Genomic DNA, 26,425 nt, shown 5'->3' on the forward strand with positions numbered 1-26,425 from the left:
GAGCTCCATCCACAGAACGGTGGTTGTTACCACCTACGCGTCAATAACAAAACTATTTCGTGAGGATAATCAATGTTAAGCAAATTCCTACTAAGCCAAGCGCAATGACAGTCCACTTTGCGGCTCGCTTGATGCTCATTGGTTTGCGTTGTGGATTGATTAATTCCATAGTGGCGATCTTTTTTACTAAATAACGACCAGAGGCCGTTGGTTGTAACTTGTAAGTGAACTCGCCGACCTCGAATGCCTCTTTTCCTTCTAGTGCGCGACGCCATAGCACAGTTGAGCATATCCTGCTTCGGGTGCTTAGCCAGGTCTGTAATTCTCCAGCACTATACTCAACGTTATTCTCAAGCGTCTGCACTGCAATAATCCCCATAGACATACTATAAAACGTTTTGGAATTTATAAATGGATGCTTTATTTGAAGCAGCTCCAATAGAAAAGACCTGGCCAGGAAAGTCGAGATGTGGAGAGAAACCATCCACTTGCATTTCTGAAGATGTACCCAGTCTCACTATCCCCAATGCCAAAAGCGCCAGTTAAAGAGCACGACTTCCATGTAGTGTCGCCAAGGGAGCAGGTCACACTTCCTCTGGCAGGCGCCTGGCAGGTGCCCTGGATCAGCTGGAATTCCCACCCACCTGGTCTTTTCCATAAGCCTTGTTCGCAGGACAACGTTATTCCCGCGGCGCTTTTTGCAAGAAGGGTTCGGTCACTGCACTGTTGCCCCTCGGTAGCTATGCCTCCCAGGGACAAATATTCATTTGTCTGAATGCGATCATAGGCCGTTATCTTGCCCGTCGAGGTTATCTTTCCACCCCATAGTTCACCTCCGGTTGAAAAGTTTTTGTCGTTATAAACTTGGACCCAGTTGGGGCTATTTTGATAAATCCCGCCTCCCCATTTTTCGCTGTACCAGCCTGTGTCACCACGTGTTCTGAACCAACCACCTGTGCTGGTATCACCGTTAATGGTTGCAGTAGCGGCATTAACATTGGCTGTGGCGATAACGTTTCGAGCTGTAATGTCGGCGTTAGCTGTTATGTTGCCTGACGCTGTGATATTTCCTGCGTTGTTAATATTGTGGTTGCCCATCGTGATATCAGTATTCATCGTGTTGAATTCTGGATGATTGGGCACAGCGTTTCGATATAGATAGTCATTAGCCAACGCTCCATCCATAAGAAAAAGTGCGCTAGCTGTATGTCCTGGGCCAGGAGCTATAGCATAGTTACTTAGTGCTACCTGCCATCCACCCCGCACGCCCTGGACGATGTTCGGATTGGCAGAAGAGATGAACCCACCAGGTCCTCCGAGATTTTCAGCGATGGTTCGAATACCCATTTCAGGAATCGTCTGCCCACCTGTAGTAACCACAATCACTTCCAGTTGATTGGCGTTGGGTTTCCGGGCGAGGCCGACAATGGTCTGCCCAAAGGCGTTAGTGGGACTGAAACCCGCAGGAAGGTAGTTGGTGTTGACGAGCATCGGAACGGTTATTTGCACCGGTACGGTTGCTGCCGCGTTGGCCAGCACCACGCTGTAGTTATCCTTCAGATATTTGGCCAATGCCTCTGAAATGGTTCTCTGTTGATCAGCCGCAATTCGATAGTCCTGAGAATCCATCTGCTTGATTTGCCATGCGATCGCCAAAGTGACGACAACGGAGAAAACGGCCAATCCGATCGCCATGTCCAAGCTCAAGAAGCCCCGCTGCTTGTTCCTACTGGTCATTCCAGAGACTCCTTGATGATTGGTGAGCGATGTCGTGATCGAGCATCGTGATCTTTCCTGCATGGACTTTCTCTCGGATGCCCGGTCCGTCATCGCCCGTGAACAGCAGACTCTGCAGGGTTAATCGACGACTCCCTTCGTTGCCGCTTGATAAGGACTGGTGAAGAACGGCCACTAGCCCCTTGGAGAGCAGCTCTCGGGCGTTATTGAGTAACGGCTGAGCCAGGGCTGATATACGCTCAATGCCTTGAGTAACGCTGCCTGCATGGCCTGTGCTGATGATGAGATGGCCATTGATCGAGGCTTGAATTACTTGTGCTGCTGTCGAGCTGTCGCGAATTTCTCCCACGAACAGGAAATCGGCTCTTGTGCGCAGCGCTAGAATCAACGCTTCCTCGTATCCCCCCATCCGGCGAGAGACCGGAACTTGAATGCAGCGCCCACTGCCATGCCGACCATTCAAAAACGGTTCTGGAGGATCCTCGACAGCCACACAAATGCCTCCCCAGGCCTCAAGGCGAGCTTTCACCAGTGATGCAGCACTGGAGGTTTTCCCTGTGCCCATTTCCCCACAAATGAATATCAGGCCGCGAACCGTGTCACTCATCAGCGCGTCCTGCAGATAGTCGGGCAGACCCAGCATGTCCAATGGACGGATCTGGACTGAGGATTTGCTTACGACAAACACAGGTTTGCCATTCAAATCCAGCAACTGGGTTACACGAAGGACGACGCCATCTTCAATTAGGGCGAACTCTGGATCCTGGGTTGCCTTGTGCTTTTCCTCGCACTGCGCCCGTAAGCGCTCAAGGTCTGCCCGCCATTCGGCGGGCGCTTCAACCCTTCGTGCCTGCCCAGGGAGACCTTTGGCGTCGGCAAATCCATCGCCGAGGTACAGGTCGACGAATTCAGCATCAGAGATCACGCTCACACTGAATTCCTTAGTACGAAGTCCAAGCGATGGTATTGGCGTCCGAGGAGCAGCTGGTCGCAGCTGCCACCGCAGTGATTTCGCCGGCAATTGCAGTGCCGCCGTTGATCGCCGTAGTTGTCTGTTTGTCCTTGGCCATGTTCGAGGCAAGGGTGATGCAGGCATTTTTCGGAAGGTTGGATTCTGTGATGGTGAAGGTCATGCCGTTGCTCATCACGGTCACTGCGCCGTTCCAGCGGTTGGACAGGGCATTACCGTTGATGCTCATGCCGCCAGTTGCCTCGAGGTTGATCAAAGAAGGCGCTAAGTTGGTGCCTGCCGTGGCGTAACCCGTGGTGCTTTTCAGTCGTTTGGTATTGCTCAGCAACGTGCCGAGATTGCTCTGTTCAATAGTGACGTCCGAGCTGCCGAACGTTCTGTAGCCCATGAACACGATGAAACCAAGTGCCACCGCGATCAGCATCAACCAGAACATCCCGTCTAGGGAGAGAAATCCGCGTTGGTTGTTTGGAGTGTTTGTTGGCATTTCCAGTACCTCATTTAGGTTTGATTTAAAGCGTTGCAGTCACATTGCCGGCCAACTGGAAGATCCCGATCACTACCAGAATCATCATGACCCCCATGGCCATGGAGGACATGCCGATAAGAGATTTGGCGATGGCTTCGACGCGCTGAAGCGTTTGCTCCAGCCACCGGTTGGAAAACCGTTCCATCGACTCAGCGAAGCCTTTGCGGGTGGCGAGCACTTCCAGAAAATGCATCGCCATGGGGTCTGGGAATTGATGACCCGCAAGCTTCAATGCGGTACCGAAGTTTTTGCCGGCGCTCACTCCGTAATGAATGGCGCTCAGGCGCTCTTTCAACCATGGAGAGGCATTGCGTTGAAGAGAGGTCAGCGCATCTAGTTGGTTGATGCCGGAGCGCAGCATCACAGCCATGTTGAGCAGAAAGATCGATCCGTGGAGCGCCTTGTAGACTGACCAAGGCGGGAGCCTCTCTGCTCGGACTCGCAGGACCTGGAGCAGCTTGTTCAACTGCAGCTTCCACGAAGGGCTGGCGGCCGTAATCTGAAGGCCGCAAAACACGGGTAGAGTGATGATCGATATGAGGATGAAGACGATTACAGCTATCAGCGTCACTAGCCCGTAGTGGGTCACGAAATTCGATAGGGCATAGAGGAAGGCCGGCACGCCGGTCCACGCCTCGGGGTTGGAGCGTCGTGTCATGGAGGGCACCATCCACACTGCAATCACATACAGCAACGCCGCCATGACGCTCCACACCACGGAGGGGAAAACGGTGGCGGACGCTACGAGTTTGCTGATCCGCTGACGTACTTCGATGATCCTCACGCAGTCCCGAAATGCCTGCACCAGGTTGCCGGTGTCTTCCCCGGAAGCGATCAAAGAGTTCTCGTCATAGGGAACCCAGCCTTCGCAGGAAATGCTCAGCGATTTCCCACCTTTTACCGATTGCGCGATATCCCTGCAGGCAAGGGACACTGGATGGAGCTTCTGCCCGTTATCGCTGAATGCTCTGGCCACCGTGTGCAGTGCGTCCTCAAGCGACACACCATCCTCAAGGATGCCCATCAGGCTCTCGTAGAACTGGATTCTTTCGTTTTTGCCAAACTGCTTGGCATAGAAGGTCTCTGCCCAACGATTCAGCATCGCTCTGACGTCACTCAGCATGAGCGAGCTCCAGGATTTGCCGGTCAAAGTCCAACGGCCCCACCGTCATTTCGGCGTGGCGGGGGTCTACTAATCCTTGTTTCAGTTTGATGATCGTGTGTGCGGTCTTGGTAATACCGCCCATTTCCTTGACCCAGTGGCGACGTGCCGCACTTGCACCCTGCCCATTGAAAACGCGCATGAACTCAAGGTCGGTGAGCAAAGTTTCCGCAACCACCGTGCGACCGGTGATGCCCAAGCCTTTGCAATGCGGGCATCCCGGTCCTTTGAGGTAGGTCTCATCAATCGCTTCCAAATCGCGCAAGCGCTGCACCAGCGCACTGTTGAGCTGCCCGAGATGCTCGCGTGCGGGGACGCGGCAGTGGGAACACAGCACGGGCAAAAGGGATTGATTGACCACGCTTGTCATCAGTGCAGGATCAGTAACCAGGTGTCGGTCTACACCCATGTCGATCAGTCGTTGAAGAGCTGCTACAGCGTTGTTGGTGTGCAGTGTCGTCAGCACCAGGTGACCAGTCATACCGCCGCGGAAAGCCGCTTGTGCTGATGCAAGGTCCCGGATCTCCCCATACATGAGAATGTCAGGGTCGAGTCGCATGGAATTGGTGATACCGTCATTCCAGGTTTCACCGGCGCCCAGCGGTGACTGATTGGCGAGAAGTGGATATTCAGGTGGATCTTCCATCGTCAGAATGTGTTTTGTTCCACCGCACTCTTCGTGCAAGAGGTTCAGGTTTACCTGCAGCGACTTCGATTTGCCGGAACCGGTGGGTCCAGTGATCAGGTTCACCCCATAAGGCAAGCTGCGGATGCGGCTGAATGCATCAATTTGCTGCGTCAGGAAACCGAGATCACTAAGCGTCATTTTGGTTTTGTCGTCATACAGCAGACGCAAAACCATCAGAGGGCCATCTACGAGCGGCCGAGTGGCGACTCGGGCACCGAACAAACCGAGTTGGTCGACATAGGCGCGTTTTACCCTGGCGTCCTGGCTCACCTGCGGCTGGTAGTGGTCTTTCGCGACATCGCACATGCTGTTGTAGAGGGACGAGCAGAGCTCCATGCCCACCTGGCTCTGGTGCTGCTCTGCCTCCCACAAGAGCCCGTGGATGCGAAAGAAGATTCGAGTGATATCGTGACCTACGACAAAGTGGACGTCGCTGGCATTGCGCCGGTGGGCTTCTCCTAAAAGCTGCACCACCTGGGCCTGGCGCTTCGTCTCAGTCGCCGATAGTGCTTTACCATTTGCATCATCATTGGCGCGGTAGAGTGCCTTGATTGTGCTCATCGAGCAGACCTTGACCTCAAAGTGGTGATTTTCGTGTTCCAGCTGGTCCTCGAATGCCATGACATAGGCATCCGTTTGGTGTTGGGCTGACACATACAAAATCCCATCGCTGGTCAACGCACATAGTTGACGCAGCTCGGGTTTCAGCTCAAACGGTCCACCAGGGGCCGTCAGCAGTGTTTGGTGCGACGTCAGTAGGACTGCAGCAGACTCATCACTGTCAGGCTCTATGACATCTGGTTTTTCAGTCAGGATCGTCATCGAACTTCTCAATCAACGTTGGCCAGGGATCAGACCAGGCGGCATAGGTGCTGATGGGGTAATGCTGGGGGCTGAATTGTTAACGTTGCTCAAGCTGGCCGGGGGCGTACTGGAAAAGCCGAGGGGGTAGCGCTTACCGCCACGCTCGAGGGTCACGTTTTCGACGGAGAGGATGGCCATGCGATAGCCACCGGGTAACTCCCGAGATGAGGCATCTGCGTCTACTTCAAATCCGCTGCTGTAGAGCAGAGTCGCACGCAGCCGTTTTGCTGAGCCGAATACCGCTTTCACGACAGGCAAGTCAGACTGTGTATCACTGCTGTGCGCCGAGGCTGCAGCCGGCTGTGTGAGGTTTCCTTGAGAAAAAAACACAGTTGACGGCTGCGTCGTCGCACTTTGGTCTTCGCCCTTGATCGATCTTTCGGCCTTGGCCTTCTCGGCTTTGGCATTCAACAAGATCGTCTGGCTTTGAATCTGGGCCAGCTCGCCGACGTTCACCCCAGATAGGGTGTTCTCATCTGCCCAGCTCGATGGTGCCCCTAACGCAAGGATGGAGCACAAAAAGCACAGCGCTTTATTTCGCACATAGGTCACCTATTACTGACCAGACAAGGTGGCCGGTCTCATATTTGGTTGTGATTTCGCGCAGCCGTAAGCCCTGACTGGGTGCGCCGGATAATGAGTCCAGCGGCGTAATGCCAGTGGCATAGCTCAGCTCGAATTGCTTCCATTGAGGCGGTGGGGGCGGCGGTGGCGCAGGTTGGCCCGGTATCGCTGGTTGAATGGGCACAACGACCGGCACTTCTTTCAGCACTGGGGTTTGAGTGAAGCTGTGCAGCCAAGACGACAGGTTCGCCAACATCACGATGGCGTCTTTTAGAGGCTCATCACCGGCTGCGGGTAGAGAGATGTCGAATTTCAACGTGGCCGAGTTGCCCTCGTCAAAGAAGGCCGGCCGATCAGAAAAGTGGCCCTGCGTCGCCTGTATCAGTTTGTCGGCCGTGCTATTGCCCGAGCGCTTATAGGAGGACAAAACCTGTGCGCCGTCGCAGACGGCACTCGTGAACTGCCATCCCTGAATGGACAGAGGCAACTGATAAATGACGTTGCTGCAACCCTCCAGGAAATCTGCAACAGATGGACGTTTGGCCCAAGGGTGTTCAAGCGCTTGGGGCGTCTGTTCCATACCGGATTCTTTTTGCAGTCTGGCCAACTCTGCCAGGCGTTGCTGTTCAGCCTGGAAAGCCGCCTCTTTGGCTATTTGGTCCTGATGGCTCTGCCATTGAGCCCACCCGATGATGCCGGCAGCGATCAGCGCGCCAAGAACCGCCAGCTGCACAAGTTCTGGTTTGGATAGCCCAAAGACGAGTGGCCGTAGCCGGTACTCGCGTTTTAGATGCGACGGCTGAAGTAGCTCTGCCACGTCCAGTGGTTGACCGCCCATATCGAACTCTGGGGGCAGGTACTCGTTGTCGAAGTTGATCCCACGACTGCGTTGTTGCGCGACTCGGCGGCGGACCTCAGCACCAGTGCCGATCATGTCGCAGCCAGAGATCACGCCACCTTGATACACAGCAACGAGGGCATATTGGTCAATCTCGCTCTCAGTTTTCCAGGCCGCGATCCATGAGTCCCCCAGCTGTCCAGCCAGGGTGGCCGCGAGCGAGTACATCCCTTTGGTGACCTCCTCGCTGCGCGCTACAAAACCTGCCTGAATAATGGCTGGTGTTCTTCTAATGGCGACAATGTCGAGGTGGTGCTCACGACCGTACTGGCGCGCTTCCTTCATGTGCCCGGTGACACTGCCCAGCGGATGCCAGCGCAGACCGGTGACAAATGATTTTCCACGATACTGGAGTACCTGGACTCGAGCAGAGCGTGCATTTTTTGAGGTTTCCGCAACCATGGCTTACCCCTTGGAACCTGTGCAATGCAGCAGTGGGGTATGGCAAGAGCCCCAAGGCTCGTTGGCAGCAGGTGAAATCACCGCGCTGGGGCTGCCTGTTTCGCTATCAACAACAGGAGTAATCAGCACTACGAGTACGCTGTGCCCTGTGGTGCGGATACGGCTGCCGCCCAAACCGAAGAATCCAGGATCACCTACGCCAGACTTGGTTGCGTTTTCGCTGTTCTCCTCAAAACCAGTCAGTACGAGGGTTTGACCGCTGCGCAATTTGACCTTGGGCGACAGGTTCTTGGTGTCGTAATCCGCTGTCTGGACACTGGAGCCGTTGCTCGTAAAAGTGGTGAAGGTCGGTTTGCTACTCATGCTCAGGGTGATCATCAGCAACATGTTGTCCTGGTCGATGATTCGAGGGAGCAACATCATGTTGAAGCCGCTGGTGATAGTCGCGGGGGTGAGCGAAGTAGACGATCCAACGGAAGCCGTGGTGGTTGTCGAGCTTGATGCGACATAGCTCTTTACGTTGCCGATCTGGATGGGTGCCGGCTGCAGATTCAGCGTGGTGACCGACGGCGAGCGAACGTTCGAGATTCGGCCCTGTTCGGAAAGTGCTTTGATGATTAAGTTGGAGCCAGCCCAAGGAGACTTCGACGTGTCCAAAATACTCAACGAGCCCGACACCGCGCCCGTGCTTATGCCGGTGGTGGCATTCTTCAGCGAAAAGCCCCATTTGTTGCTCAAGGACGTATAGACAGCCGTCCAGTCCAGGCCGGTCTGGTCTGTGTCGGTGAGAGTTACCTCGAAAACTTTGACGTTGAACAACACCTGACGGGTGATACTGCTGTTGATCGAATTCAGGTATTTAGCAACGTTTGAGAGTACTTCTGGTCGATCACTTACCGTCAGGGTGCCAGTGGAACGCGAGAGGAACATCCGACCTTGGGGCTGTTGGCTCAGCATCGCCTTGACGTTTTTTTCAATGTCTCCGATCAGCGAGGTCTTGATGGTAACGGTGGTGCTCTGGTTGCTGCCTGATTCACCCGATGCACCTGTCGACGAAGATCCGCCGCCACCACCACCGGAACTGCTCCCGCTGCCTGTAGCAGTCAGCAAGCCCGACTTCACTGTGCTTTCAATGACCTGGTCATCACCAAATGCCCAGACGTCGAACGTCTTGGTGTCGAAGTAAGTGACATGCACGCTTCGATCATCGGAGGAATAATTCCACGCTAAGCCTAACTGGGAGGTCGCTTGATTCAACAACCCTGACAGCTTGCCGCTGTACTTAATGGGGAATGTGTTGGGCGCAGTCAGCCCAATCGAATTCATTGAGCGGGCGTTGCTCGGAACATTGCCGATGACGCCGGCGGGCATGAAGTTGGTCAGGTTGTCGGCAGAGCCCAAACCAGGTGGAACTGCAGGTCCTGAGTTGCCCTGCGTCGAACTGGAAAGGACACTTGGGTCGATTGCGTCAGGGGCTACGATGACCGGTACACCACATTCACTAGTGATGTACTGCGCGATCTCAGCGATCCCAACGTTATATGAGGGGCGATAGGTGATGTCGCAATCCATGGTCAGCGGTAAACCACGCTTGGCGACCAGCGGTTTTTTGGATACCCATGGTTTGTCGCTGAACACCACCGTAGCGCGCGCGGACTCTTGCTGCTGATTTCTCAGAAATCGGCTGTATTGAGAGGCTGTCGCAGCGTCATTTTCAGCTCGGCTGGCCGATTCATTCACACGCTGCAGCGAACAGGAACTCACCAGTGCGACGATAAGTGACAAGGCTGTGCTTTTGATCCAGAGACGAGCAGTCATCATTTGTTCCTCTCTGTAATAAAAATCAGCCGCTGTGAGGAGTTACTGTCGACCACATCGACCAGAAAGGACCGTGGAGCCGAGTCGTAGAGTGGGAAAATCGACCCAATGGCTTCTTGGAAACTGCCCTCAAATCGAAGTGGAGCGTCAATTGAGTAATCCAAATCATCGACCTGCCACATCAGTTTCCAGCCCGCTTTTTCAGCCCAGCCTTCGACGGTTTGACGAAGGGTTGAGCCAGTTGAAGCCGTCCATGTCTGGGCCAGCGGCTTCGGCGCTGCAATGTCCGTCGCAACCGGCTTTGGCGCTGCAGAAACTGCGGCCGGCGCGGTGACCAGTTTCGGAGTTGAAGCGGCCTTGGCATCTGGGTTGCTGGACGAAGTCGAGGCCGGACTCTGAGTCGGCAAGGCAGACGTTTGTTTTGTAGAGCCATCCTTGGTAATCACCGTAGGAGGGGCCACGGTTTTGGCTGGTGCAGCGTTCGCCACAGGGGTAGCGGCTGATGCCGTTGTTGTGAAAGGCGCTGTTTGGGGAACGGCGGCGACTACTACTTGGCTGCCCGCATCATTGTTATTGCTCTTCGCTGCGATAGGCTGTGCAGCTGTCGATGTGTTGAGTTGAGCAATCTGAGTTGATGCAGGACGTGGAGAGTCCGGGAGCTGGTAGCCAGGGCGCAGGACGTAGCACACCTGACGGTTGACCTCGTCGACCTTCACCTGCCAGGCCGGACCTGCGAGCACCTGCAGGGTGTTACGCAGGGTCATAGGGCCAAGTTTATATTGGGCTGCTGGGAGTGGTCGGGTGTAAAGGATGTTGACGTGGCCAGAGTCTGCCGAGCAAAGCGTATAACCTGAACGGTCCACCACGTACTGCATGGCCTCATGCACATTTGGGTGCATGTTGGCTGGAATGCTGATGTCGATAATCTGAGCCATCAGGTCACGTTGGCCAGAATCTGGCAGCGTGCTGACGAGGGTGTAGCGGCCATAGCGCACTACTGGTTCTTTTTCAGGAACGGCGCCGCCAGGATAGAGGTCTGGCGTCAACATGTCCGGATTGCGACTGCTGTCGAAAGCGGGCTTGGGTGTCTGCGCCGTTTGGGTCGTGCAACTGGCGATTAACGCTAGAAGCGAGAGCGTGGTGACGTGCCTGATCATGTGCCGAGAGGCCCCCTGTAATGATAGGGGAACGGTGACAGGCTGGTACCAGCTGCGCAGTAGGAAATAGAAAACTACGTCTATAGGTATTTATAGGCTATACAAAGATGACGCGACCGAGGTGGAAAATTACCTAGTATCTGATCACCCATTTCCATTCACGCTGAGCATTCATTTGCATTCACGCTGACCACTCAATTGCATTCGACCTGACCAGCTATCCTGCCATTACGCCTAGAGTAATGAATCCAAAATCGCGTTCAGCGAACATCCATTCGAACATCAAATCTCCGTCCGCGTGCTGAGGCGATTGTTAATCCCTCCTGGTCGTTACCCTGTGGTCGACCGGTGAGCATTGATCCCCATCGTTAACTCCCGCCACAGGCATTTGTGCAAGCAGGCTGAACGTGGTTAAATCTGCATATTCGATTATCCACATATGCAGAGCGATTGCTTATGAGCCTTACACCACACACATTCTTCAAGTGCTTGGGTGATGAAACTCGCGCCCGGATCATGCTCATGCTTTCGGCTGAGGGTGAGTTGTGCGTGTGCGAGTTAATCTGGGCACTGGACGATAACCAGTCGAAGGTCTCCAGGCATCTTGCCCAACTGCGTGCTTGCGGGTTACTCGCAGATCGGAGGCAGGGTCAGTGGGTTTACTACCGGCTGCATCCCGAGCTTGAACAGTGGGCACTGGATGTTCTGAACGTCACTACGCAGGCACACCAGTCCTGGGTTAACGACCATCAAGGACGGCTGGCTTCCATGGAAGACAGACCCGTGCGCCAAGCCTCCTGCTGCTGACATCCTGATCTGGAACATACTCATGCTCATCGCAGCATCGATTTTCGTAGTTACGCTCGTCTTTGTTATCTGGCAACCCAAGGGGTTAGGTGTCGGCTGGAGCGCGGCAGCGGGTGCCGTTCTGGCACTACTGACTGGCGCCGTAAGTCTAGGGGATGTGCCGGTTGTGTGGCACATCGTCTGGAACGCTACCGCGACCTTCATTGCTGTGATCATCATCAGTTTGTTGCTCGATGAAGCGGGATTCTTCAAATGGGCGGCGCTTCATGTCGCTCGCTGGGGTCGGGGCAAAGGCGGACGTCTGTTTGCGCTGATGATCCTGCTCGGTGCAGCCGTTTCGGCACTGTTCGCCAATGATGGAGCCGCACTGATTCTGACCCCAATCGTCATCGCGATGCTGACGGCGCTTCGCTTCAGCCCGGCATCCACCTTGGCATTCGTGATGGCCGCAGGCTTCATCGCTGATACCGCCAGTCTGCCGATGGTGGTGTCCAACCTGGTGAACATCGTTTCGGCAGACTTTTTTGGCGTGGGTTTCGGTGAATACGCTTCTGTCATGTGGCCAGTGAACCTAGTGGCCGTGGCCGCGACACTGTTCATGCTCTGGATGTTCTATCGCAAGGACATTCCCGCCCAGTACGACGCGGATCAGCTTGAGGCCCCGGAGTCGGTGATTCGAGATCGGGCGACCTTCATTGCTGGCTGGTGGGTACTTGGCCTGCTGCTGGTTGGTCTGTTCGCACTGGAGCCGTTAGGTATCCCCATCAGCGCTGTTGCTGCTGCGTGTGCAATGATCCTGCTGGTCATCGCAGGTAAAGGCCAAATCATCTCCACGAGAAGGGTCATCAAGGACGCGCCCTGGCAAATTGTCGTGTTTTCGCTGGGCATGTATCTGGTGGTCTATGGCCTGCGTAATGCTGGCCTAACCGACTCGCTCTCGGGGCTGCTGAACATATTTGCCGAGCATGGCCTATGGGCCGCTACCTTGGGCACCGGTATCACCGCTGCGCTGTTGTCCTCGATCATGAACAACATGCCGAGTGTGCTTATCGGCGCTCTGTCCATTCAGGGCAGCGACGCTACAGGACTGGTACGTGAGGCCATGATCTACGCCAACGTCATCGGTTGCGATCTTGGCCCCAAGATCACGCCCATCGGAAGCCTGGCCACGTTGCTGTGGCTGCATGTGCTAGCGCAGAAAAATATCCGCATCACCTGGGGTTACTACTTCAAAGTCGGCAGCATCCTCACCCTCCCTATCTTGCTGGTAACGCTGGTGGCACTGGCGTCGCGGCTGAGCATCCCTGTCTAGGAGAAACCCATGAAAGTGCTATTTATGTGTACGGCAAACAGCTGCCGGAGCGTTCTCTCGGAGGGGTTGTTCAACCACCTGGCCCCGAGCGGTTTTAACGCCGTCAGTTCGGGCAGCTTCCCAAGCGGACAACTGAATCCACGCGCCGTGAGTACGTTGCAAGCGCTTGGTATCGACACCACAGATCTCTACAGCAAAGGCTCAGAGGTGTTTTCGGACTCACCACCGGATGTGGTGATCACCGTGTGTGATAAGGCTGGAGGCGAACCCTGCCCGGTCTATTTCGGGCCTGCTGTCAAAAGCCACTGGGGCCTCGCCGACCCTTCCGATGTAGAAGGCACAGACAGCGACATCCAAGCCGCATTTGACGCGACCGTCGTCCAGATTAAAAAGCGTTTCGAGGCATTCTTCAGCTTGGATCATTCGGCGCTCACACCGCAGGAACTGAAGCGCGAGCTAGATCAAATAGGTGAACTGTAATGGACGAATTTTCCTCGGAAAGCAGCCTGGATCTACCTAATCTGGATCAGTCGCTAATCGACTTCGTCACACTGGATCGCCTGCAAGGCAACGAGCAACCGACTCACAAACCACGCATCTTGTTGCTGTATGGCTCAACCCGTGAGCGCTCTTTCAGCAGGCTGCTGACCCAAGAGGCCGCGCGCATCCTGACCCTAATGGGAGCCGAGACCGTCATCTTTGATCCCTCGGGTCTGCCTCTCCCTGATGACGCTCCGGAAGACCATCCAAAGGTTAAAGAGCTGCGGGATCTGGTTCTGTGGTCAGAGGGACAGGTGTGGTGTTCGCCAGAGCGTCACGGTGCAATGTCTGCTGTATTCAAAGCCCAAATAGACTGGATACCTCTCACGTTGGGCGCTGTCCGCCCCAGCCAGGGCAAGACGTTGGCCGTCATGCAGGTCTGCGGTGGATCACAGTCCTTCAACACGGTAAACCAGCTTAGGATCCTCGGGCGCTGGATGCGGATGATCACCATCCCAAACCAGTCGTCAGTACCCAAAGCCTTTCTGGAGTTCGACGACGCAGGGCGTATGAAGCCATCCGCCTACTACGACCGTGTTGTGGACGTGATGGAGGAACTGATGAAGTTCACGCTGATGGTTCGGGGCCGGGAAACGTATTTGGTAGACCGCTATTCGGAGCGCAAGGAAAGCGCCGAAGCACTCTCGAAACGAGTCAATCAAAGATCGATTTGAGCGACCAAGGGGATAGAGGATGAGCAACACCACAGTAAGGATTGCGCAGATTTCGGACGCTCAAGCCATCCAGGCAATTTACGCACCGATGGTTGAGCATACGGCGATTTCGTTTGAGCTTGAGCCGCCCACAGTCGAAGAGATGGCCAAGCGGATTGGGTCGACTTTGCCGACTTACCCGTATCTGGTAGCGGAGCGAGACGGCCAGCTCATCGGCTATGCATATGCCAGTCAGCACCGGGCTCGTGAGGCCTATCGCTGGTCGGTCGACGTCACCGTTTATATATCGCCAGAAGCGCACCGTAGCGGGGTCGGCCGGGCACTGTATGGCGTGTTGCTGCCGACATTGAAAAGGCAAGGGTTTCACGCAGCCTTTGCCGGGATCGCGCTGCCAAACGATGGCAGCGTGGGGCTGCATGAAGCACTAGGCTTCGCTCACATCGGTACGTATCCAGAAGTAGGATTCAAGCATGGCGCTTGGCATGATGTTGGATATTGGCGTATCGCGCTGGATTCAACGAGTCCGCCAAAACTGTCCGTGCCTTTCAGTGAGATCAGTCTCTTCTGAATGGGTCTCGACGGCCATTATGAGCGATGGGAAGATTCTAATACGTAACAAAGTCAATTATGTTCGACTCCTCGAAATGAATACGAGCAAAGTGGGTAAAATCGAAATAGATTTGCCACTTTCGGAAGTTTGCAGATATCGAACGAAACTATTGTTGCCGATGGGGAGGCCTATTAGATTCCAGAAAACAAAAGTAATGGTTCCAAGTACGTTTACAAGGTCTCAGCCACTAAGAAGCAGTGATATACCGCAGATCTACAAATTGGTCGCCAATGCTTGTCTCGCGTTGCCGGCCGCGTCGGGCTCAATGAGGTCACTTGCCAACTGACGCTTATCCTGCAGCATTTGCCAAAGCATCTGGTCGATTGTGTTTTCCACCAGCGGGATTTTCACCACGACCATGCGCAATTGCCCATTGCGGTAGGCCCTGTCCTCAGCCTGGTCCTGCAGTCCAGGCGTCCAGGGGAGGCCCAGGAACATCACATAGTTGGCCGCAGTGAGGTTGTTGCCGGTGCCGGCAGCGGAGGTAGTGGCGGCAAAGACGCGGGTTTCTGGATCACTTTGGAATTGATCGATCGCCTTCTGCCGTTTGCCTACAGAGTCACTGCCGACAACCGTGACGCACCCGTACTCAGCTTGCTTGCACCGAGTGCGAAGTGTTCCTACCGTATCCTTGAACTCACAGAACAAGATTACTTTGTCCTCCGCGTCCAGTTCGCACAGCAGATCCATTACGACACGAATCTTTACCTGCTCAAGCAACTGACGCAGTGATCCCAACCTGGCGAGGCTAGGCCTGTCTTCGAGCCGAATTTGATCGTATTGCTTGCGCTCTTCAGCAGTGAGTTCGATGGGTAAAGTTTGGCGCTGTTTGCCCTTGAGACCGGGCAAGACATCCTTGCGTCGACGGAGCATCCAATCGCCGATTGCGCCCCGCAGATTCATGCGGAAATCCTGACTGCCGGCGAACTGTTCGCAGAATTCTTTCAAGGGCAGTTTCCCAACGGGGTGGCCGGATAGCCGTAGCAGCGTGTGCAGCTCAGATTCTCGGTTGAGGACTGGCGTACCCGTCAGCAGGTAACGGTTGGGTATCTTGGCGGCAATGTCGAAGCCGTGACGTGTCCACGCGGCGGTCGGCTCTTTCAGGCGGTGCGCCTCGTCGATGATCATCACTTCAAAGTGTCCTGCATGCAGAACAAAATCGCCAAGGCGTTCGTAGTTGGTGATAATCCATTGCGAAGAGGGATCAAAGACCTGTTGGCCGATAGTGGCCTTGGGATACACCATCTGGATTTCGCGTTGCCAGTTGATGATCAACGTCGACAGGGTGATAACCAAGATGGGTCTATTAGCTGCTCGGATTGCAGCGGCAATGATTGCTTGGCGAGTTTTACCAAGCCCCATGTCATCCGCAAGCAAGGCGCTTGTGCGCTGTAGCAAGTGCCGGATGCCTGCCGGTTGATGGTCCAGTAAAGAATAACCAGCCAATGCCTGGTTAATCTGTTCGGTAGTGGACCCGGTGCGCTCGATTGAGGGCACCGCGGCTAAATACACATCGGTTGAGGTGCTATCGTCAGCCGCTTTTGCTGCGCGCTCTTGTGGCGGTCCACCAAGACTGATGCGGGTGATTTCATCAGCTGGAACAACGGATCCGTCGGTCAGCAGCTCTTGCACGGTGTCGAGGATTTCGAACTGATCCTCCGACAATCCAAGCTCCAGGATCAAGTTGCTTCGCACCACTTCCGCACCAGCGTCAATGCGCCAGGACTTGGAATGCCCGAGAAACACGCCGTGCATGCGCCTTGAAACGGCGACCGCGCCAGGATGGTAGTCACCTGACAGCAGGATCCCGCCCTGAACGAGTGGAGCTATCCGAAAGGTCAGCCCCCACGTGAATGCCTGCCGATCTGGGTCGTTTTGTGCGGCTGTGATTTTATGTGAAAACGTCTCCCAACTTTCATTGAAACGGTCCTCGGACAACTCCATCAAACGGTGGAAGAGCACATCCAGGTCATCCAGCAACTTGCCTTTTGGTAATCGCCAATAGCGATGTTGAGGATGCTCGGCACGCCGAATATAGAAACCATTACGTTCGAGAAACAGCCGGTTCGCACCCTCAACGTATTGCATTAAGACCCCGAAGTCATAGCCGTCAAAAATGACTTTTTCGACCAGGTCCTGCCGGCGGTTCATCAGACGTGGACGACTCATGTCCTGCTCAATCGTTGGTTGATCCATTCCGCACAGGCCTGGGCATGCATTTTTTTCCGGTTTCGATTTGTATAGCGCGACATGGATAGTGTTTGGTCGGGCCATTCCAGGTTAATGGCGAGCTCACCCGATTTGATCTTTGCCCAAAACCATTGATAGGCCCGGTCAACCCTGGAGCCCGACTTAGGTGTGCGATTGCGGAGCCCTCTCAGTTGTATCGTCACCAGGTGTTTGGGAGTCAATTTTGCTAACGTTTCGCCCCAGGCACTTTCATCCATTTGGATTTCTGCAGAGGCCAACGATTTCCCGTTTTCGCGAACCGAAAAAAGACGGCAGATGCCCCGATAAGCACTGTAGTCGTAACCATCAATGCAATGGCCCAGCGCTCGATGTTCCGCATCAAGATCGGCGGGGCACTTCAGTTCGATAATTTGCAGCCCATTTGGACTCACGAGGGGTGTGCTGGTTGAATAAAGCAGCGGCTTCCAGGGCGTTAAAGAGTCTGTTCTTGTTTGTGGATCTACTGCATCTAAAGCCTCACGGATGTCTATCAACGCGAGGTGAAAGCCATTCACCAAGCTGGCGATCTGGTGATAGGAAGCAGTAGCAATGAAGCTTTTGAGTTTCTGCAGTGCTTCACCAGAAGCTGGTCCGTCGCTCTCATCAACGTTGTTAAAGAGCTCGTTCAGGTCTCGAAAGTCGTCGGCGATTTTGGACCAATTGTCGTCCGACCAATCAGTTGGACACCCTGACAGCAGCCTGTTCCAGTCCTGCGTTTGATCCAGCAGTTGATACGGGATTTTATCCAGCAGCGCGAAGAGAGTGATCCAGTGCGCTTTTTTAAGAGGACGGCGATTGCCCAGTGAGGCTCCCAGCAGCAGTCGATGCCAGGGTCCTTGTGGCCCCTCGCGGCTGATACGGGTCAATGCACTGCCGGTATCGAATACCCGCTGTTGACCCAGGTAGCGCACTGCAGCGCGCGGCGCCTGTAGCAGCCAAGCCAGTGTGTCGGAAAGGGGGAGGCCCGCGTCGGCTATGCGACCTACCAGGCACTCTTCAGCGGAAATCAAATAACGGTCCTCACTCCAGTATGGGCGCCACGCCTGAAGTTCATCCCATGGGCAGTTCATGTATACCTGCTGCTGCCCATCCCACGGCCACGGCCATTGATCTGCTAGTACCAGAAGTGGAATCAATACTGGCTGGGCTTTTAGGGCCTGAAGGCGGCGTTTTCGGTCACCTTGAGCCAGCCAGTTATAGAGCTTGGGTGAGGGACATTGCGCTGAACGAATGGCGAATAAAAGCTCTTGGTCCAGACACTGGCAAAACTGCTTCAGCGTGCTGCCAATCTGCTTCAGGTAAAATCGGGTGCGGGGATTGAAGTACCGATTGTTGCTCGCCGTCCAATCGAAGCCGCGGCGATTAAAGCTTCCTAGATCTTCAATCGAAAGGGCTTTCGCCCTCTCTCCAGCAGACTTGCAGAAGGAGGTCAGTAGGACGTCTGCATACCAGCGTTTTTCAAACCTGAGCAGTAGCTGCTGGGCCACCATTGCGGTGGGTTTTCTCTTATGCACGCGGTCCTTGCTGAAGATTTTGCAGGCCTTAACCTGATGACCATCGAAGTACTGGAGGTGATCGCCGATTCTGGCCAGGAGCCGCCGTGTTTGATCATCTGTAGAGGGCAGGGCTACGCACCAGCAACGAGTATGGACAGTGGAACTCAGATAGGTATCGATGAAGGAGGTCAGCTGGGAGGGCGGTACGTTAAATTGTAAAGCCCAGGTCTGGGCGACTTCAATTTGCCGGTCTGAGAACTTCTCCAGCTTCGGCGCTAAGATGCGCAGCCCCACCACCGATTGTCTCTTCTGTACGCTCACCCATGACCTCCTCTGCAATTTCGCAGAGGACTGTCAGGTATAGGAATGGTGGGCTTCTAGGGTTAATGCGTAACGGCGTTGTCGGTGATTTATATCGGCAATGGCAGAAGTCACACCCCTCTGGGTTTATTGAGATCTGGTTTGCCATTCAAGTTTGGAAAACTCACCTTGCATCCATTCGATTTGAAGCCTGTGCAACCCCAAAAGTCATAGCCACCGCCCCCTTTTTTTTGTCGCCTTGCGAGGGGTTGATTGCACTTGGGACAGTTGAAAGCGCCACCTGCTGTGGCTGGGCGTGGAGCGGACGCCATCGGCACACTCGGCATTCCACGTTGCTGAGACAGTTCCTCTTCCAGGCGTCTATGCAGACGCGCAACGACAGCTCCATAGGTGTCTTGGCCCTGGGCGACTTTGTCCAAATCCCGCTCCAGCTCCCTCGTAAAATCGAGCTCCACGAAACTGTAGAACCCTTCCAGCTTCGCGATTGTTTCCTCCCCCAGCGGCGCCGGTACCAGCTTGCGGCTTTTTTCCTCAATCATTCCTTTGCTGGTGATGTTCTTCAAGATCGAGGCGAACGTGCTGGGACGACCAATACCGCGGCGCTCCATTTCTTTGATTAGACTGGCCTTGGTGTAGCGGGATGGCGGCTGAGTTTTCTTCTTCAGCAGTTCTCCGTTGTGCACAGAGATGATCTGTTTTGGTGTGAGTGCAGGAACTGGGTTGCTCGCTGCTCCATCTTCCTCATCGTCTGTGTCATCGCCCTTGAGCAGTTTCCGCCACCCAGGATGAAAAAGGGTTTCACCAGTTGCATTGAATCGCAAAGCCTTACCATTTGGGCCAACCGCGAGCAGTTTTACAGCACGCACGTCGAATACCGCCGCTTCGATCTGGCTGGCCAGCGCCCGGACCCAAATCAACTTGTACAGGGCGAGTTCCTCGTCGTTCTCACCAGCTTTTGTATCAGCCCAATGCGTCGGGGTAATAGCGGGGTGGCCTTCCTGCGCGCCTTCGGCGGCCTTGAATGTACGTCGCTCGTCGACGGTCTTCAATCCGATAGATCTAGCTACGGTTCTAATATCCTCCATGGCCTCGTCTGGTACGTTGGGATTATCCGTCCTGTGGTAGGTGATCACGCCTTGTTCATACAATCGCTGGGCGACTTGCATGGTCTTGTCCGGGTCCCATTTCAAGGCGTTGCTGGCTGCTTGTTGAAGGGTGGAAGAGATGAAGGGCGCGGGTGGGTGGCGCTCGGCCTTGCGGTCTTCACAGGACTCGACGACGACATTACGTGTGCCGGCGACGAGTCGGGCCAGGTTGGCATCTTGAACGTAAGGAAAGTCTTTGCTCGCGAAATCCGGTACCGGTTGCCAGTCTGCATACCAGGTGGTGCCCTGATTCATATCCACAAAGTTCAGACGCACACCGAAGTGGTTGATTACCTGAAAGTTGCGGATCTCGCGCTCGCGCAAAACCACCAGGTATACGGCAGGCGATTGCACGCGGCCTGCAGAGGTGGGCTTGCCCATCAGTCGGCGTAGCTCCTGAGTCACCAGGTAACCCACCAAACGATCAAGTACACGCCGGCATTCTTGTGACGCGACTCTGTTCAAATCGATTTGGCGAGGATTGGCTAGAGCCTCTGCGACACGCTTCAGGGTGATTTCATTGAAGGTGATGCGTTTGTAGGATTTGACCGCCAGTACCTGCTGGATGTGCCAGCTGATGCTTTCACCTTCGCGATCCGGATCGGTTGCGAGGTAGATTTCATCGGCCTGTTTAGCTGCGGCCTTGATGGTCCGCACGGCCTTGGCGCTCTTATCCAGGATCTCGTACACCGGTGTGTAATTTTTGCGGACGCCTGTGGTGATCATGCTGTCGTCCTGCCCTCTGGCGGGCAAGTCACGTATGTGCCCACCACTGGCGACAACCAACCAGTGTTCGCCTGGGCGCAGTTTCTTCATCATTGGCTGAAGCTTTTTCAGCTTCCCAGGTGCCTCGATGATCAATAGCTTCACGGTGTGCCCCTTCTCAATTATGCAGAGCGGGACTGTCACGTCATGGCAGGTAAGGCTTCAATGGGAAATGGTCAATGCACAACGGGAGGCTTTTAGCGGCTAGAGGTCCAGCGTCAGCTGCTGTTCCTGGGCAAAGCCCTTTAGCCACGACGCGCGCATCGCAGGATGGTGGTAAGGGCAGTCATACACCCGTAGCCCTTTTCGGGCGGCGTCAGCACCGGCTATTTGAACGGCAGTATGGGGGTTATTGAATTGCCGCCTATCTGCTGGTTTCAAAGAAGTTCGAGATTGCGCCATTGGCTATCGGTCCCCGAAGAACAGATCTATCAGACAGTAACATCACGAATAGCGCATTTTTTTGCATCAAAAACGGAAGTTTTAAACTTCTGTGCTTGAGATAGCCGAATGGAAGTGTGACTCAACCTGAAAGTTAACGAATGGCGCGATTTTTTGCCAACCAATTGGCGGTTTGATGTCAATTCGAAGCTGGCTCGTCCGTCCAGTTCGCAACTCTGATCCACGCGATGAAGTCCTGAGTGGATTGTCCGCTTTGAACACGTAGTTGTTCCAGCTTGCCGTATAAGTGTTCAGTCATTTCGTCGTCGTCGTCAAAGTCGACGCGGTATTCAGTATCTAAGCGGTATTCATCGAGCAAGGTGTTGATAAATCGGCGGGCTTGCCAGGTATCAAGGTCTGTCTCTCCACGGCCCCCCATCAGATACTCTCCCGTTCGCCACCCAACTGGAGCCCATGATGCTCGGTTTATGTCCAGGGTGAGCCCGTAGTAGTCCGGAGCATTCACCTCGCTTTCATCAAAGTAAGCCCAGTAAACACGGCCTAAAGCTGGGTGCTCTGCGCCAATGACAACGTACCCTGTTGGGTCCCTCAAAACTTCATCCATCGGCACGTCCTAATTTGTAGTGGTTCTCTAATGAGGTCGGGGGAAACGATGAGCTGTTTCCCCCAACACCGACAGCTACACGAATGGGCCGAAAAATTAAGCCCCTGTTTTCAGAATTGCGGTGGATCGGTATCTGGATATTCATCCGGGCCTGGAGCTGGCTGCGGCCGCGATTCGGGTCTGTTGGACTGTTGCGAATTCTGGTTTTGCGAAGGCGCCAGATTCACCATGGTCACGCGGTGTGGCAGCATGCCGACCCGGCTGGCCTGGATTTTCAAAGCTTCGAATTCGCCATCGTCGTTCTTCCAACGGTCCATAACGGCGCGACCGGAAACCAGCACTCGCATACCTTTCTGGAACAGTTGCGAATAATGCTCGGCGTCCTTGTGCCACCACTCCACATTCGCCCAAAAACCGCCACGATCTTCGTAGCCGCCTTTGCCATCCGGAATCGAATTGTCGAAGTAAACGTTGGCTCGCATGAGTCGACGTGGGTCTTTATTGCCGTTGGGGAATTCTTTGAATTCCGGTGCAGAACCGATATTGCCTTCCCAGCCTTGTACGGGCGTGCCCATGAGTATTCTCCGAGGTTATTGGTGTTGCGTTGGGTTGTTGAGCTGCTGCAGGCGAGCGGTATACACGGCCTCTGCCTGGCCCATTTTTTCTGCGCACTCGGCGGCCTGTTTGGTGATCGAGTGCAGCAAACTCATTTGCATATTCAAGGTGATGCGCTGCAGCTCCATCACGTAAAGATCCTGCAGCATGGATTCCGGTGTTCTGGGTGAGCCCATCATTTCTGCCCAAACCCCTACGCCCATCCGCCGATCTGTCACCTGCTGCCATCTCAAAAACTGGGTGCCGGCTTGGGTGTTCTGCTCAGTCAACCGCACTGGAACTAGGGTGAATGGATATCGGCGGGCCTGGCTCAGCACTTCCTGGGCAAGAGCTTTTAAGTCCGATTCTTGAGCTCGGCAAAGATCGGCAAATTGGGTCAGCTCCCCCTTACCTTTAAAAGGCTTTAAAAGGCCCTTTAGTGAGGCAGCCTGTTGCAGTCGCTGAAAGGCTTCCTGTTGCAGTGGCCGGAAGGCGGTCTGTTGCAGCGACCCATCATTGGAGGGAATCTGGCCCATGCTCTTTAACCCTCAACGGGGTCATCGAGATGATCATCCGTCTCGGTTTGCTGCTGACCGCGGATGATCGGTGGCGCGAAATTCGAACGGCGGGTGCCTTCCAGGATGTCTTGTGGCAGCTCACCGTACCGCTCGTACATTTTGCGGGCTGCTTCAGCCTTGGCATTGTTTGCAGCGAAGTCGTCGCGGGCAGCGCCTGAGTACTTATAGATCTGGGCCAGACCAAACAGTCTCCGCAGTACCGCTGCGCCTTCGTCGATCCAGGTTTCCATATCGTGGCGCCCGACAAGGCCAACGTGCTGGGCCAACAGAATGCGTCTGACAATTTCGTCGTAGTTCGTCAGCAGGTACACAGCCTGAAATCCCAGGGGATTGGAGATGTACAGCGGGAGGCTGACAGGCTGGATCGAGAGGTTTTCGCTAATGCTGATGGCCGGTGGAAGAGAGGCCATGGCTGTGTCCAGGCGATCTTCGATGGTCTTTAACGCTTCCTTGGAATCGTTGATCTTTTCCTCGAGGAGGATCATCCACCAGTCAGAGTAGGGATCATCCTGTTGGGCGCCTCGAGACATTCGATTGACGACAGTGCAGAACCCTGACAGACCAATGATGCCGGCTTTGAGGTCATTTTTAGGGCGCCCCATCCATATACGAGCGGCGTGGTGAGTGTGAAGGGTGAGCTTCACATCGCTGCGCAGTGAACCGATGTTGAGCCGGAAGTTATCAGCCATGGTGCAGTGTTTCCTTGGGAAGAGGATTGACGTACCCATGCTGCAATTTGGCTATAGGAGACGCAGCATTAAATACGTAGCCCGATGGAAGGGGATTTGTTGAGGCTTCTATATAGGAAGAGCTGAAACTCGCCGGTGCGGACCGAATCCCTTGCGTGGCGGCCACCTCCGGTGCCGGATGCTGTCAGGGTGTTGTGGGCCACAACACTTGCCATGTCGCCGGCACGGATGCCGGATCCTGCCAAGGTGGTGCGGGCCGCACCACTTATATGGCTGCCACCTCCGGTGCCGGATGCTGTCAGGGTGTTGTGGGCCACAACACTTGCCATGTCGCCGGCACGGATGCCGGATCCTGCCAAGGTGGTGCGGGCCGCACCACTTATATGGCTGCCACCTCCGGTGCCGGATGCTGTCAGGGTGTTGTGGGCCACAACACTTGCCGTGTCGCCGGCACGGATGCCGGATCCTGCCAAGGTGGTGCGGGCCGCACCACTTATATGGCGGCCACCTCCGGTGCCGGATGCTGTCAGGGTGTTGTGGGCCACAACACTTGCCATGTCGCCGGCACGGATGCCGGATCCTGCCAAGGTGGTGCGGGCCGCACCACTTATATGGCGGCCACCTCCGGTGCCGGATGCTGTCAGGGTGTTGTGGGCCACAACACTTGCCGTGTCGCTGGCACGAATGCCGGATCCTGGGCAAGTGATTTGGGCCGAGTCACTTGCGTGGCGGCCGCGGCGTATTTCGGTTCCTGTCAGGGTGTTGCGGGCCGCAACACTTGCTGTGTAGCTGGCACAGATTCCGGTCACGACCGCTTCGCTCTGGGCCGCGTTACCACGATATTCTGGTTGTCCACCTGACATCATGGATGTGTACCCCGATTAGGCTTCAGCAGATGCAGCATTCCGCTGAGTGTGTGTTTTGCGGTTTGTATCGACTCAGGGCTACGCGTCTGCGTTAGCGTCTTCGTCGGCTGCTCTGCGCCCTCTGGCGGGGCTGAAGCGTCTTGACGCTCGGGGCTCGCTTTTGCCTTGTCGTCAGGGTTCCATTGGCTGTTGAAATCGCCGCGAACGGCCATGCCGACGAGCGTCATTAAGTATCCAAGCGGGTTTCGGACCCCTCCCGAGTCACAGCGGTGGACCCATTGTTTGATGAGCGCGGTTTTCAACTCTGCTGGAACCTTTTGCAGCGCCAGGACCGCGTTCTGTTTTTGCTCGACCGGTAGTCGATGCAGTGCACCGAGCAAATCGGCAGCGATGTCGTTTGGTGTGGGCGGTACATGTACAGAGCTTTTACAAACATCTTTGTGTGTATCTGTATACGTACTATATGAGTTCGGATGCCGAACTAAGTCCGAACTCAGTGATTTACGGCTGAGTTCGGCATCCGAACTCTGCTCCAAAGCGATTCGCTCTTCGCCTTTTTCACTGAGTTCGGTATCCGAACTCAGTGGAGATAGAGCTATATTTTGCTGAGTTCGGATTCCGAACTCAGTCGCTTTAAGAACGACTGGAGCCTGCGCTTTGGTCCAGGCCTGGCTATTCATGCGGGATTCGATGATGTCCAGCCTGCTAGGTAAGCGTTGGCCAACATCAGGATCAGCTGCAAATTCCTTCCAGGCAATTTCTGCCACTTCGCGAATCACCTTGGTCTGGTGCTGCATTGACTGCGCGAGTAGCTGCAAGTAGTCCTTGTCGAACTCTATAGCTTCGGCCGGTGTGACCGGTTCGTCGTGAAGCAGGTAGACGTTGCCTTGCACTTGTCCACTCAGATCATTGCGCACCCGTCGCCCCAGGCTAAGCCAACGGGTGAGACGTAAGGTCACTAATGCTTTTGATACAGTTTCACGCGAGGCAGGCCTACCGGGTTGCATACCCAAATATGGCCGCAGTTGGTCATAGGTAGGGAACGCCGTAAGGCCGTCGTCATTGATCAGTAGGCGAAATACCTGCCAGGTGTTTCTTTCAAGCGGGGTTAAGCGATCATCCAAAAGCAATCGGCGAGGAACCGTTTCGTGTGGGTTCCCGCTGAAAATAATTCCGGAGTAGGGGGAAGACCCTTCAATCCCCGGAGGCGCCGACTCTTTTTTCTGAAGCAAATGAGCTTCAAGGTGACCCGAGGCCGAGTCTAAAAGCGTCGACAAGGGAAGCCGAGACAACCTCATAATACAGAGTCACCTTCCACCGATGTCGCTGCAGGCTGTGCAAGTCGTTGAGAAGACACAAGCTGTAGCCTTCTCGGAAGGCCAGGGTTTGCAGGAGGGTAAAGCCCTTCCTTTATCCAGGACTGAATGCGATGCCAGATGATGGCCAGGCTGAGGTTTTCGTGGGTCTCATCTGGGCTAGTATCCTGTGGAGCATTGAGTTCCTCGGCGACCAACATGGCGATGTCCAGCAACGCGAGACTGTCGCCAAGCTCTACCTGATGCTCTTGCATTAGGTGCGTCCATCGGTACCAAAGCTGAGCGTCCATCTCCTCACTGAATTCGCGCCAACGGCCACGACGTGCCGTCACGCCGATCATTAGGCGTTGAAGGGCCACATCCTGCGGAGACAGCCCGAAGAACTGTTGCAGCATTTGAGTGGTCGCGCCAAGTCGCAGCGCACGTTCAATCATGCGCACTTCTTCATCAGAACGCTGCGCGCCTGACAGTAGTTTTTTTACCATGTCCCCATCAATGGTGACGTTGCACCAAGACACGGGAGTGTTAAGCAGCAAGCTCAGTACTGAAGGTTGTTGGAGCTGAGCCAATATCTCTGGCTCCAGGCCCATTTCGATGCAGCGCCGAAGTTGGCCATTACGCATGTGATGAAGCACCTGTGACAGGATTGCTTCATTTATTGGTGTCTTGGACATGACGACTCCCCCTT

At 54.9% G+C, this 26,425-nt stretch carries 26 protein-coding genes; 5 read left to right on the top strand and 21 right to left on the bottom strand.

Features of this window, described 5'->3' with window-relative positions:
- Positions 1 to 52: 52 nt before the first annotated feature.
- Genes C4J91_RS04235 through C4J91_RS04280 form a run of 10 tightly spaced genes read right to left on the bottom strand, consistent with a single transcriptional unit; the run spans position 53 to position 10,789 of the window.
- Positions 53 to 439 carry a hypothetical protein gene (locus C4J91_RS04235; RefSeq protein ID WP_124361237.1) on the bottom strand — a complete coding sequence of 129 codons (387 nt, stop codon included), beginning with the start codon at positions 437 to 439 and terminating at the stop codon, positions 53 to 55.
- Positions 421 to 1,737: a shufflon system plasmid conjugative transfer pilus tip adhesin PilV gene (gene pilV, locus C4J91_RS04240; protein ID WP_008437360.1), complete on the bottom strand. Its 1,317-nt coding sequence runs from the start codon at positions 1,735 to 1,737 to the stop codon at positions 421 to 423. The genes C4J91_RS04235 and pilV overlap by 19 nt, the downstream gene beginning before the upstream one ends.
- Entirely contained in the window at positions 1,727 to 2,668 is a 942-nt protein-coding gene (locus C4J91_RS04245) for an ATPase, T2SS/T4P/T4SS family (protein ID WP_008437359.1), read from the bottom strand. Before C4J91_RS04245 ends, pilV begins: the two co-directional genes overlap by 11 nt.
- Positions 2,669 to 2,678: 10 nt before the next feature.
- Positions 2,679 to 3,194, bottom strand: coding sequence for a type 4 pilus major pilin (locus C4J91_RS04250; RefSeq protein ID WP_173667485.1), 516 nt, complete (start codon positions 3,192 to 3,194; stop codon positions 2,679 to 2,681).
- 25 nt (positions 3,195 to 3,219) lie between these two features.
- Complete coding sequence (locus tag C4J91_RS04255) at positions 3,220 to 4,359, bottom strand: type II secretion system F family protein (RefSeq protein ID WP_008437357.1); 1,140 nt, start codon at positions 4,357 to 4,359, stop codon at positions 3,220 to 3,222.
- Positions 4,349 to 5,908 (bottom strand): GspE/PulE family protein, encoded by a 1,560-nt coding sequence (locus C4J91_RS04260; RefSeq protein ID WP_008437356.1) that lies wholly within the window; start codon positions 5,906 to 5,908, stop codon positions 4,349 to 4,351. The genes C4J91_RS04255 and C4J91_RS04260 overlap by 11 nt, the downstream gene beginning before the upstream one ends.
- A 12-nt stretch (positions 5,909 to 5,920) precedes the next feature.
- Positions 5,921 to 6,493: a type IV pilus biogenesis protein PilP gene (gene pilP, locus C4J91_RS04265; protein WP_008437355.1), complete on the bottom strand. Its 573-nt coding sequence runs from the start codon at positions 6,491 to 6,493 to the stop codon at positions 5,921 to 5,923.
- On the bottom strand, positions 6,483 to 7,814 hold the full coding sequence (gene pilO2, locus C4J91_RS04270; protein WP_124361238.1) for a type 4b pilus protein PilO2: 1,332 nt from the start codon (positions 7,812 to 7,814) through the stop codon (positions 6,483 to 6,485). The genes pilP and pilO2 overlap by 11 nt, the downstream gene beginning before the upstream one ends.
- Positions 7,815 to 7,817: 3 nt before the next feature.
- The gene (locus C4J91_RS04275) at positions 7,818 to 9,632 is read right to left on the bottom strand and encodes a PilN family type IVB pilus formation outer membrane protein (RefSeq protein WP_032899626.1); all 1,815 of its coding nucleotides are present in this window, start codon (positions 9,630 to 9,632) and stop codon (positions 7,818 to 7,820) included.
- Positions 9,632 to 10,789, bottom strand: coding sequence for a TcpQ domain-containing protein (locus C4J91_RS04280; RefSeq protein ID WP_008437352.1), 1,158 nt, complete (start codon positions 10,787 to 10,789; stop codon positions 9,632 to 9,634). Before C4J91_RS04280 ends, C4J91_RS04275 begins: the two co-directional genes overlap by 1 nt.
- A 456-nt stretch (positions 10,790 to 11,245) precedes the next feature.
- Here C4J91_RS04280 and C4J91_RS04285 point away from each other — a divergent pair, with 456 nt between their 5' ends.
- Genes C4J91_RS04285 through C4J91_RS04305 form a run of 5 tightly spaced genes read left to right on the top strand, consistent with a single transcriptional unit; the run spans position 11,246 to position 14,690 of the window.
- Entirely contained in the window at positions 11,246 to 11,596 is a 351-nt protein-coding gene (locus tag C4J91_RS04285) for a metalloregulator ArsR/SmtB family transcription factor (RefSeq protein WP_008437351.1), read from the top strand.
- Between the two features lie 22 nt (positions 11,597 to 11,618).
- Positions 11,619 to 12,908, top strand: coding sequence for an arsenic transporter (locus C4J91_RS04290; RefSeq protein ID WP_008437350.1), 1,290 nt, complete (start codon positions 11,619 to 11,621; stop codon positions 12,906 to 12,908).
- Positions 12,909 to 12,917: 9 nt separating this feature from the next.
- Entirely contained in the window at positions 12,918 to 13,388 is a 471-nt protein-coding gene (locus C4J91_RS04295; protein WP_008437349.1) for an arsenate reductase ArsC, read from the top strand.
- On the top strand, positions 13,388 to 14,122 hold the full coding sequence (gene arsH / locus C4J91_RS04300) for an arsenical resistance protein ArsH (RefSeq protein ID WP_008437348.1): 735 nt from the start codon (positions 13,388 to 13,390) through the stop codon (positions 14,120 to 14,122). The genes C4J91_RS04295 and arsH overlap by 1 nt, the downstream gene beginning before the upstream one ends.
- Before the next feature lie 19 nt (positions 14,123 to 14,141).
- The gene (locus tag C4J91_RS04305; protein WP_008437347.1) at positions 14,142 to 14,690 is read left to right on the top strand and encodes an arsinothricin resistance N-acetyltransferase ArsN1 family B; all 549 of its coding nucleotides are present in this window, start codon (positions 14,142 to 14,144) and stop codon (positions 14,688 to 14,690) included.
- A 255-nt stretch (positions 14,691 to 14,945) separates the two neighbouring features.
- On the opposite strand, the gene C4J91_RS04310 is transcribed toward C4J91_RS04305, so the two are convergent.
- From C4J91_RS04310 to C4J91_RS04360, 11 genes are all read right to left on the bottom strand, one after another.
- A complete protein-coding gene (locus C4J91_RS04310) occupies positions 14,946 to 16,901 on the bottom strand; it encodes a DEAD/DEAH box helicase (RefSeq protein WP_024073377.1) in 1,956 nt (651 codons plus the stop codon).
- Positions 16,898 to 18,778 carry a hypothetical protein gene (locus tag C4J91_RS04315; RefSeq protein ID WP_019818088.1) on the bottom strand — a complete coding sequence of 627 codons (1,881 nt, stop codon included), beginning with the start codon at positions 18,776 to 18,778 and terminating at the stop codon, positions 16,898 to 16,900. Before C4J91_RS04315 ends, C4J91_RS04310 begins: the two co-directional genes overlap by 4 nt.
- 110 nt (positions 18,779 to 18,888) lie before the next feature.
- Positions 18,889 to 20,793, bottom strand: a complete 1,905-nt coding sequence (topA, locus tag C4J91_RS04320) for a type I DNA topoisomerase (protein ID WP_008437341.1) — start codon at positions 20,791 to 20,793, stop codon at positions 18,889 to 18,891.
- A 99-nt stretch (positions 20,794 to 20,892) separates the two neighbouring features.
- Positions 20,893 to 21,090 carry a CrpP family ICE-associated protein gene (locus C4J91_RS04325; protein WP_073845721.1) on the bottom strand — a complete coding sequence of 66 codons (198 nt, stop codon included), beginning with the start codon at positions 21,088 to 21,090 and terminating at the stop codon, positions 20,893 to 20,895.
- A 178-nt stretch (positions 21,091 to 21,268) separates the two neighbouring features.
- Positions 21,269 to 21,694 carry a hypothetical protein gene (locus tag C4J91_RS04330; RefSeq protein ID WP_008437339.1) on the bottom strand — a complete coding sequence of 142 codons (426 nt, stop codon included), beginning with the start codon at positions 21,692 to 21,694 and terminating at the stop codon, positions 21,269 to 21,271.
- A 110-nt stretch (positions 21,695 to 21,804) separates the two neighbouring features.
- Complete coding sequence (locus tag C4J91_RS04335; RefSeq protein ID WP_008437336.1) at positions 21,805 to 22,269, bottom strand: single-stranded DNA-binding protein; 465 nt, start codon at positions 22,267 to 22,269, stop codon at positions 21,805 to 21,807.
- A 15-nt stretch (positions 22,270 to 22,284) separates the two neighbouring features.
- The gene (locus C4J91_RS04340; RefSeq protein ID WP_008437334.1) at positions 22,285 to 22,824 is read right to left on the bottom strand and encodes a DUF3158 family protein; all 540 of its coding nucleotides are present in this window, start codon (positions 22,822 to 22,824) and stop codon (positions 22,285 to 22,287) included.
- 5 nt (positions 22,825 to 22,829) lie between these two features.
- The gene (locus C4J91_RS04345; protein ID WP_008437331.1) at positions 22,830 to 23,555 is read right to left on the bottom strand and encodes a PFL_4669 family integrating conjugative element protein; all 726 of its coding nucleotides are present in this window, start codon (positions 23,553 to 23,555) and stop codon (positions 22,830 to 22,832) included.
- Between the two features lie 68 nt (positions 23,556 to 23,623).
- The gene (locus C4J91_RS04350) at positions 23,624 to 24,214 is read right to left on the bottom strand and encodes a hypothetical protein (RefSeq protein WP_124356005.1); all 591 of its coding nucleotides are present in this window, start codon (positions 24,212 to 24,214) and stop codon (positions 23,624 to 23,626) included.
- Between the two features lie 203 nt (positions 24,215 to 24,417).
- Entirely contained in the window at positions 24,418 to 25,719 is a 1,302-nt protein-coding gene (locus C4J91_RS04355) for an STY4528 family pathogenicity island replication protein (protein ID WP_019816979.1), read from the bottom strand.
- A complete protein-coding gene (locus C4J91_RS04360) occupies positions 25,716 to 26,411 on the bottom strand; it encodes a DUF2857 domain-containing protein (protein ID WP_008437329.1) in 696 nt (231 codons plus the stop codon). Before C4J91_RS04360 ends, C4J91_RS04355 begins: the two co-directional genes overlap by 4 nt.
- Positions 26,412 to 26,425 lie beyond the last annotated feature (14 nt).

The sequence above is a fragment of the Pseudomonas sp. R3-52-08 genome, from assembly GCF_003851745.1.
Classification (GTDB): domain Bacteria; phylum Pseudomonadota; class Gammaproteobacteria; order Pseudomonadales; family Pseudomonadaceae; genus Aquipseudomonas.

Excerpts from the sequence above, each read along its gene's own strand:
- pilV (WP_008437360.1), bottom strand. The coding sequence starts at position 1,737 with ATGACCAGTAGGAACAAGCAGCGGGGCTTCTTGAGCTTGGACATGGCG.
- C4J91_RS04250 (WP_173667485.1), bottom strand. The coding sequence starts at position 3,194 with ATGCCAACAAACACTCCAAACAACCAACGCGGATTTCTCTCCCTAGAC.
- C4J91_RS04255 (WP_008437357.1), bottom strand. The coding sequence starts at position 4,359 with ATGCTGAGTGACGTCAGAGCGATGCTGAATCGTTGGGCAGAGACCTTC.
- C4J91_RS04260 (WP_008437356.1), bottom strand. The coding sequence starts at position 5,908 with ATGACGATCCTGACTGAAAAACCAGATGTCATAGAGCCTGACAGTGAT.
- pilO2 (WP_124361238.1), bottom strand. The coding sequence starts at position 7,814 with ATGGTTGCGGAAACCTCAAAAAATGCACGCTCTGCTCGAGTCCAGGTA.
- C4J91_RS04275 (WP_032899626.1), bottom strand. The coding sequence starts at position 9,632 with ATGACTGCTCGTCTCTGGATCAAAAGCACAGCCTTGTCACTTATCGTC.
- C4J91_RS04280 (WP_008437352.1), bottom strand. The coding sequence starts at position 10,789 with ATGATCAGGCACGTCACCACGCTCTCGCTTCTAGCGTTAATCGCCAGT.
- C4J91_RS04285 (WP_008437351.1), top strand. The coding sequence starts at position 11,246 with ATGAGCCTTACACCACACACATTCTTCAAGTGCTTGGGTGATGAAACT.
- C4J91_RS04290 (WP_008437350.1), top strand. The coding sequence starts at position 11,619 with ATGCTCATCGCAGCATCGATTTTCGTAGTTACGCTCGTCTTTGTTATC.
- C4J91_RS04295 (WP_008437349.1), top strand. The coding sequence starts at position 12,918 with ATGAAAGTGCTATTTATGTGTACGGCAAACAGCTGCCGGAGCGTTCTC.
- arsH (WP_008437348.1), top strand. The coding sequence starts at position 13,388 with ATGGACGAATTTTCCTCGGAAAGCAGCCTGGATCTACCTAATCTGGAT.
- C4J91_RS04305 (WP_008437347.1), top strand. The coding sequence starts at position 14,142 with ATGAGCAACACCACAGTAAGGATTGCGCAGATTTCGGACGCTCAAGCC.
- C4J91_RS04310 (WP_024073377.1), bottom strand. The coding sequence starts at position 16,901 with ATGAGTCGTCCACGTCTGATGAACCGCCGGCAGGACCTGGTCGAAAAA.
- C4J91_RS04325 (WP_073845721.1), bottom strand. The coding sequence starts at position 21,090 with ATGGCGCAATCTCGAACTTCTTTGAAACCAGCAGATAGGCGGCAATTC.
- C4J91_RS04330 (WP_008437339.1), bottom strand. The coding sequence starts at position 21,694 with ATGGATGAAGTTTTGAGGGACCCAACAGGGTACGTTGTCATTGGCGCA.
- C4J91_RS04335 (WP_008437336.1), bottom strand. The coding sequence starts at position 22,269 with ATGGGCACGCCCGTACAAGGCTGGGAAGGCAATATCGGTTCTGCACCG.
- C4J91_RS04340 (WP_008437334.1), bottom strand. The coding sequence starts at position 22,824 with ATGGGCCAGATTCCCTCCAATGATGGGTCGCTGCAACAGACCGCCTTC.
- C4J91_RS04345 (WP_008437331.1), bottom strand. The coding sequence starts at position 23,555 with ATGGCTGATAACTTCCGGCTCAACATCGGTTCACTGCGCAGCGATGTG.
- C4J91_RS04355 (WP_019816979.1), bottom strand. The coding sequence starts at position 25,719 with ATGAGGTTGTCTCGGCTTCCCTTGTCGACGCTTTTAGACTCGGCCTCG.
- C4J91_RS04360 (WP_008437329.1), bottom strand. The coding sequence starts at position 26,411 with ATGTCCAAGACACCAATAAATGAAGCAATCCTGTCACAGGTGCTTCAT.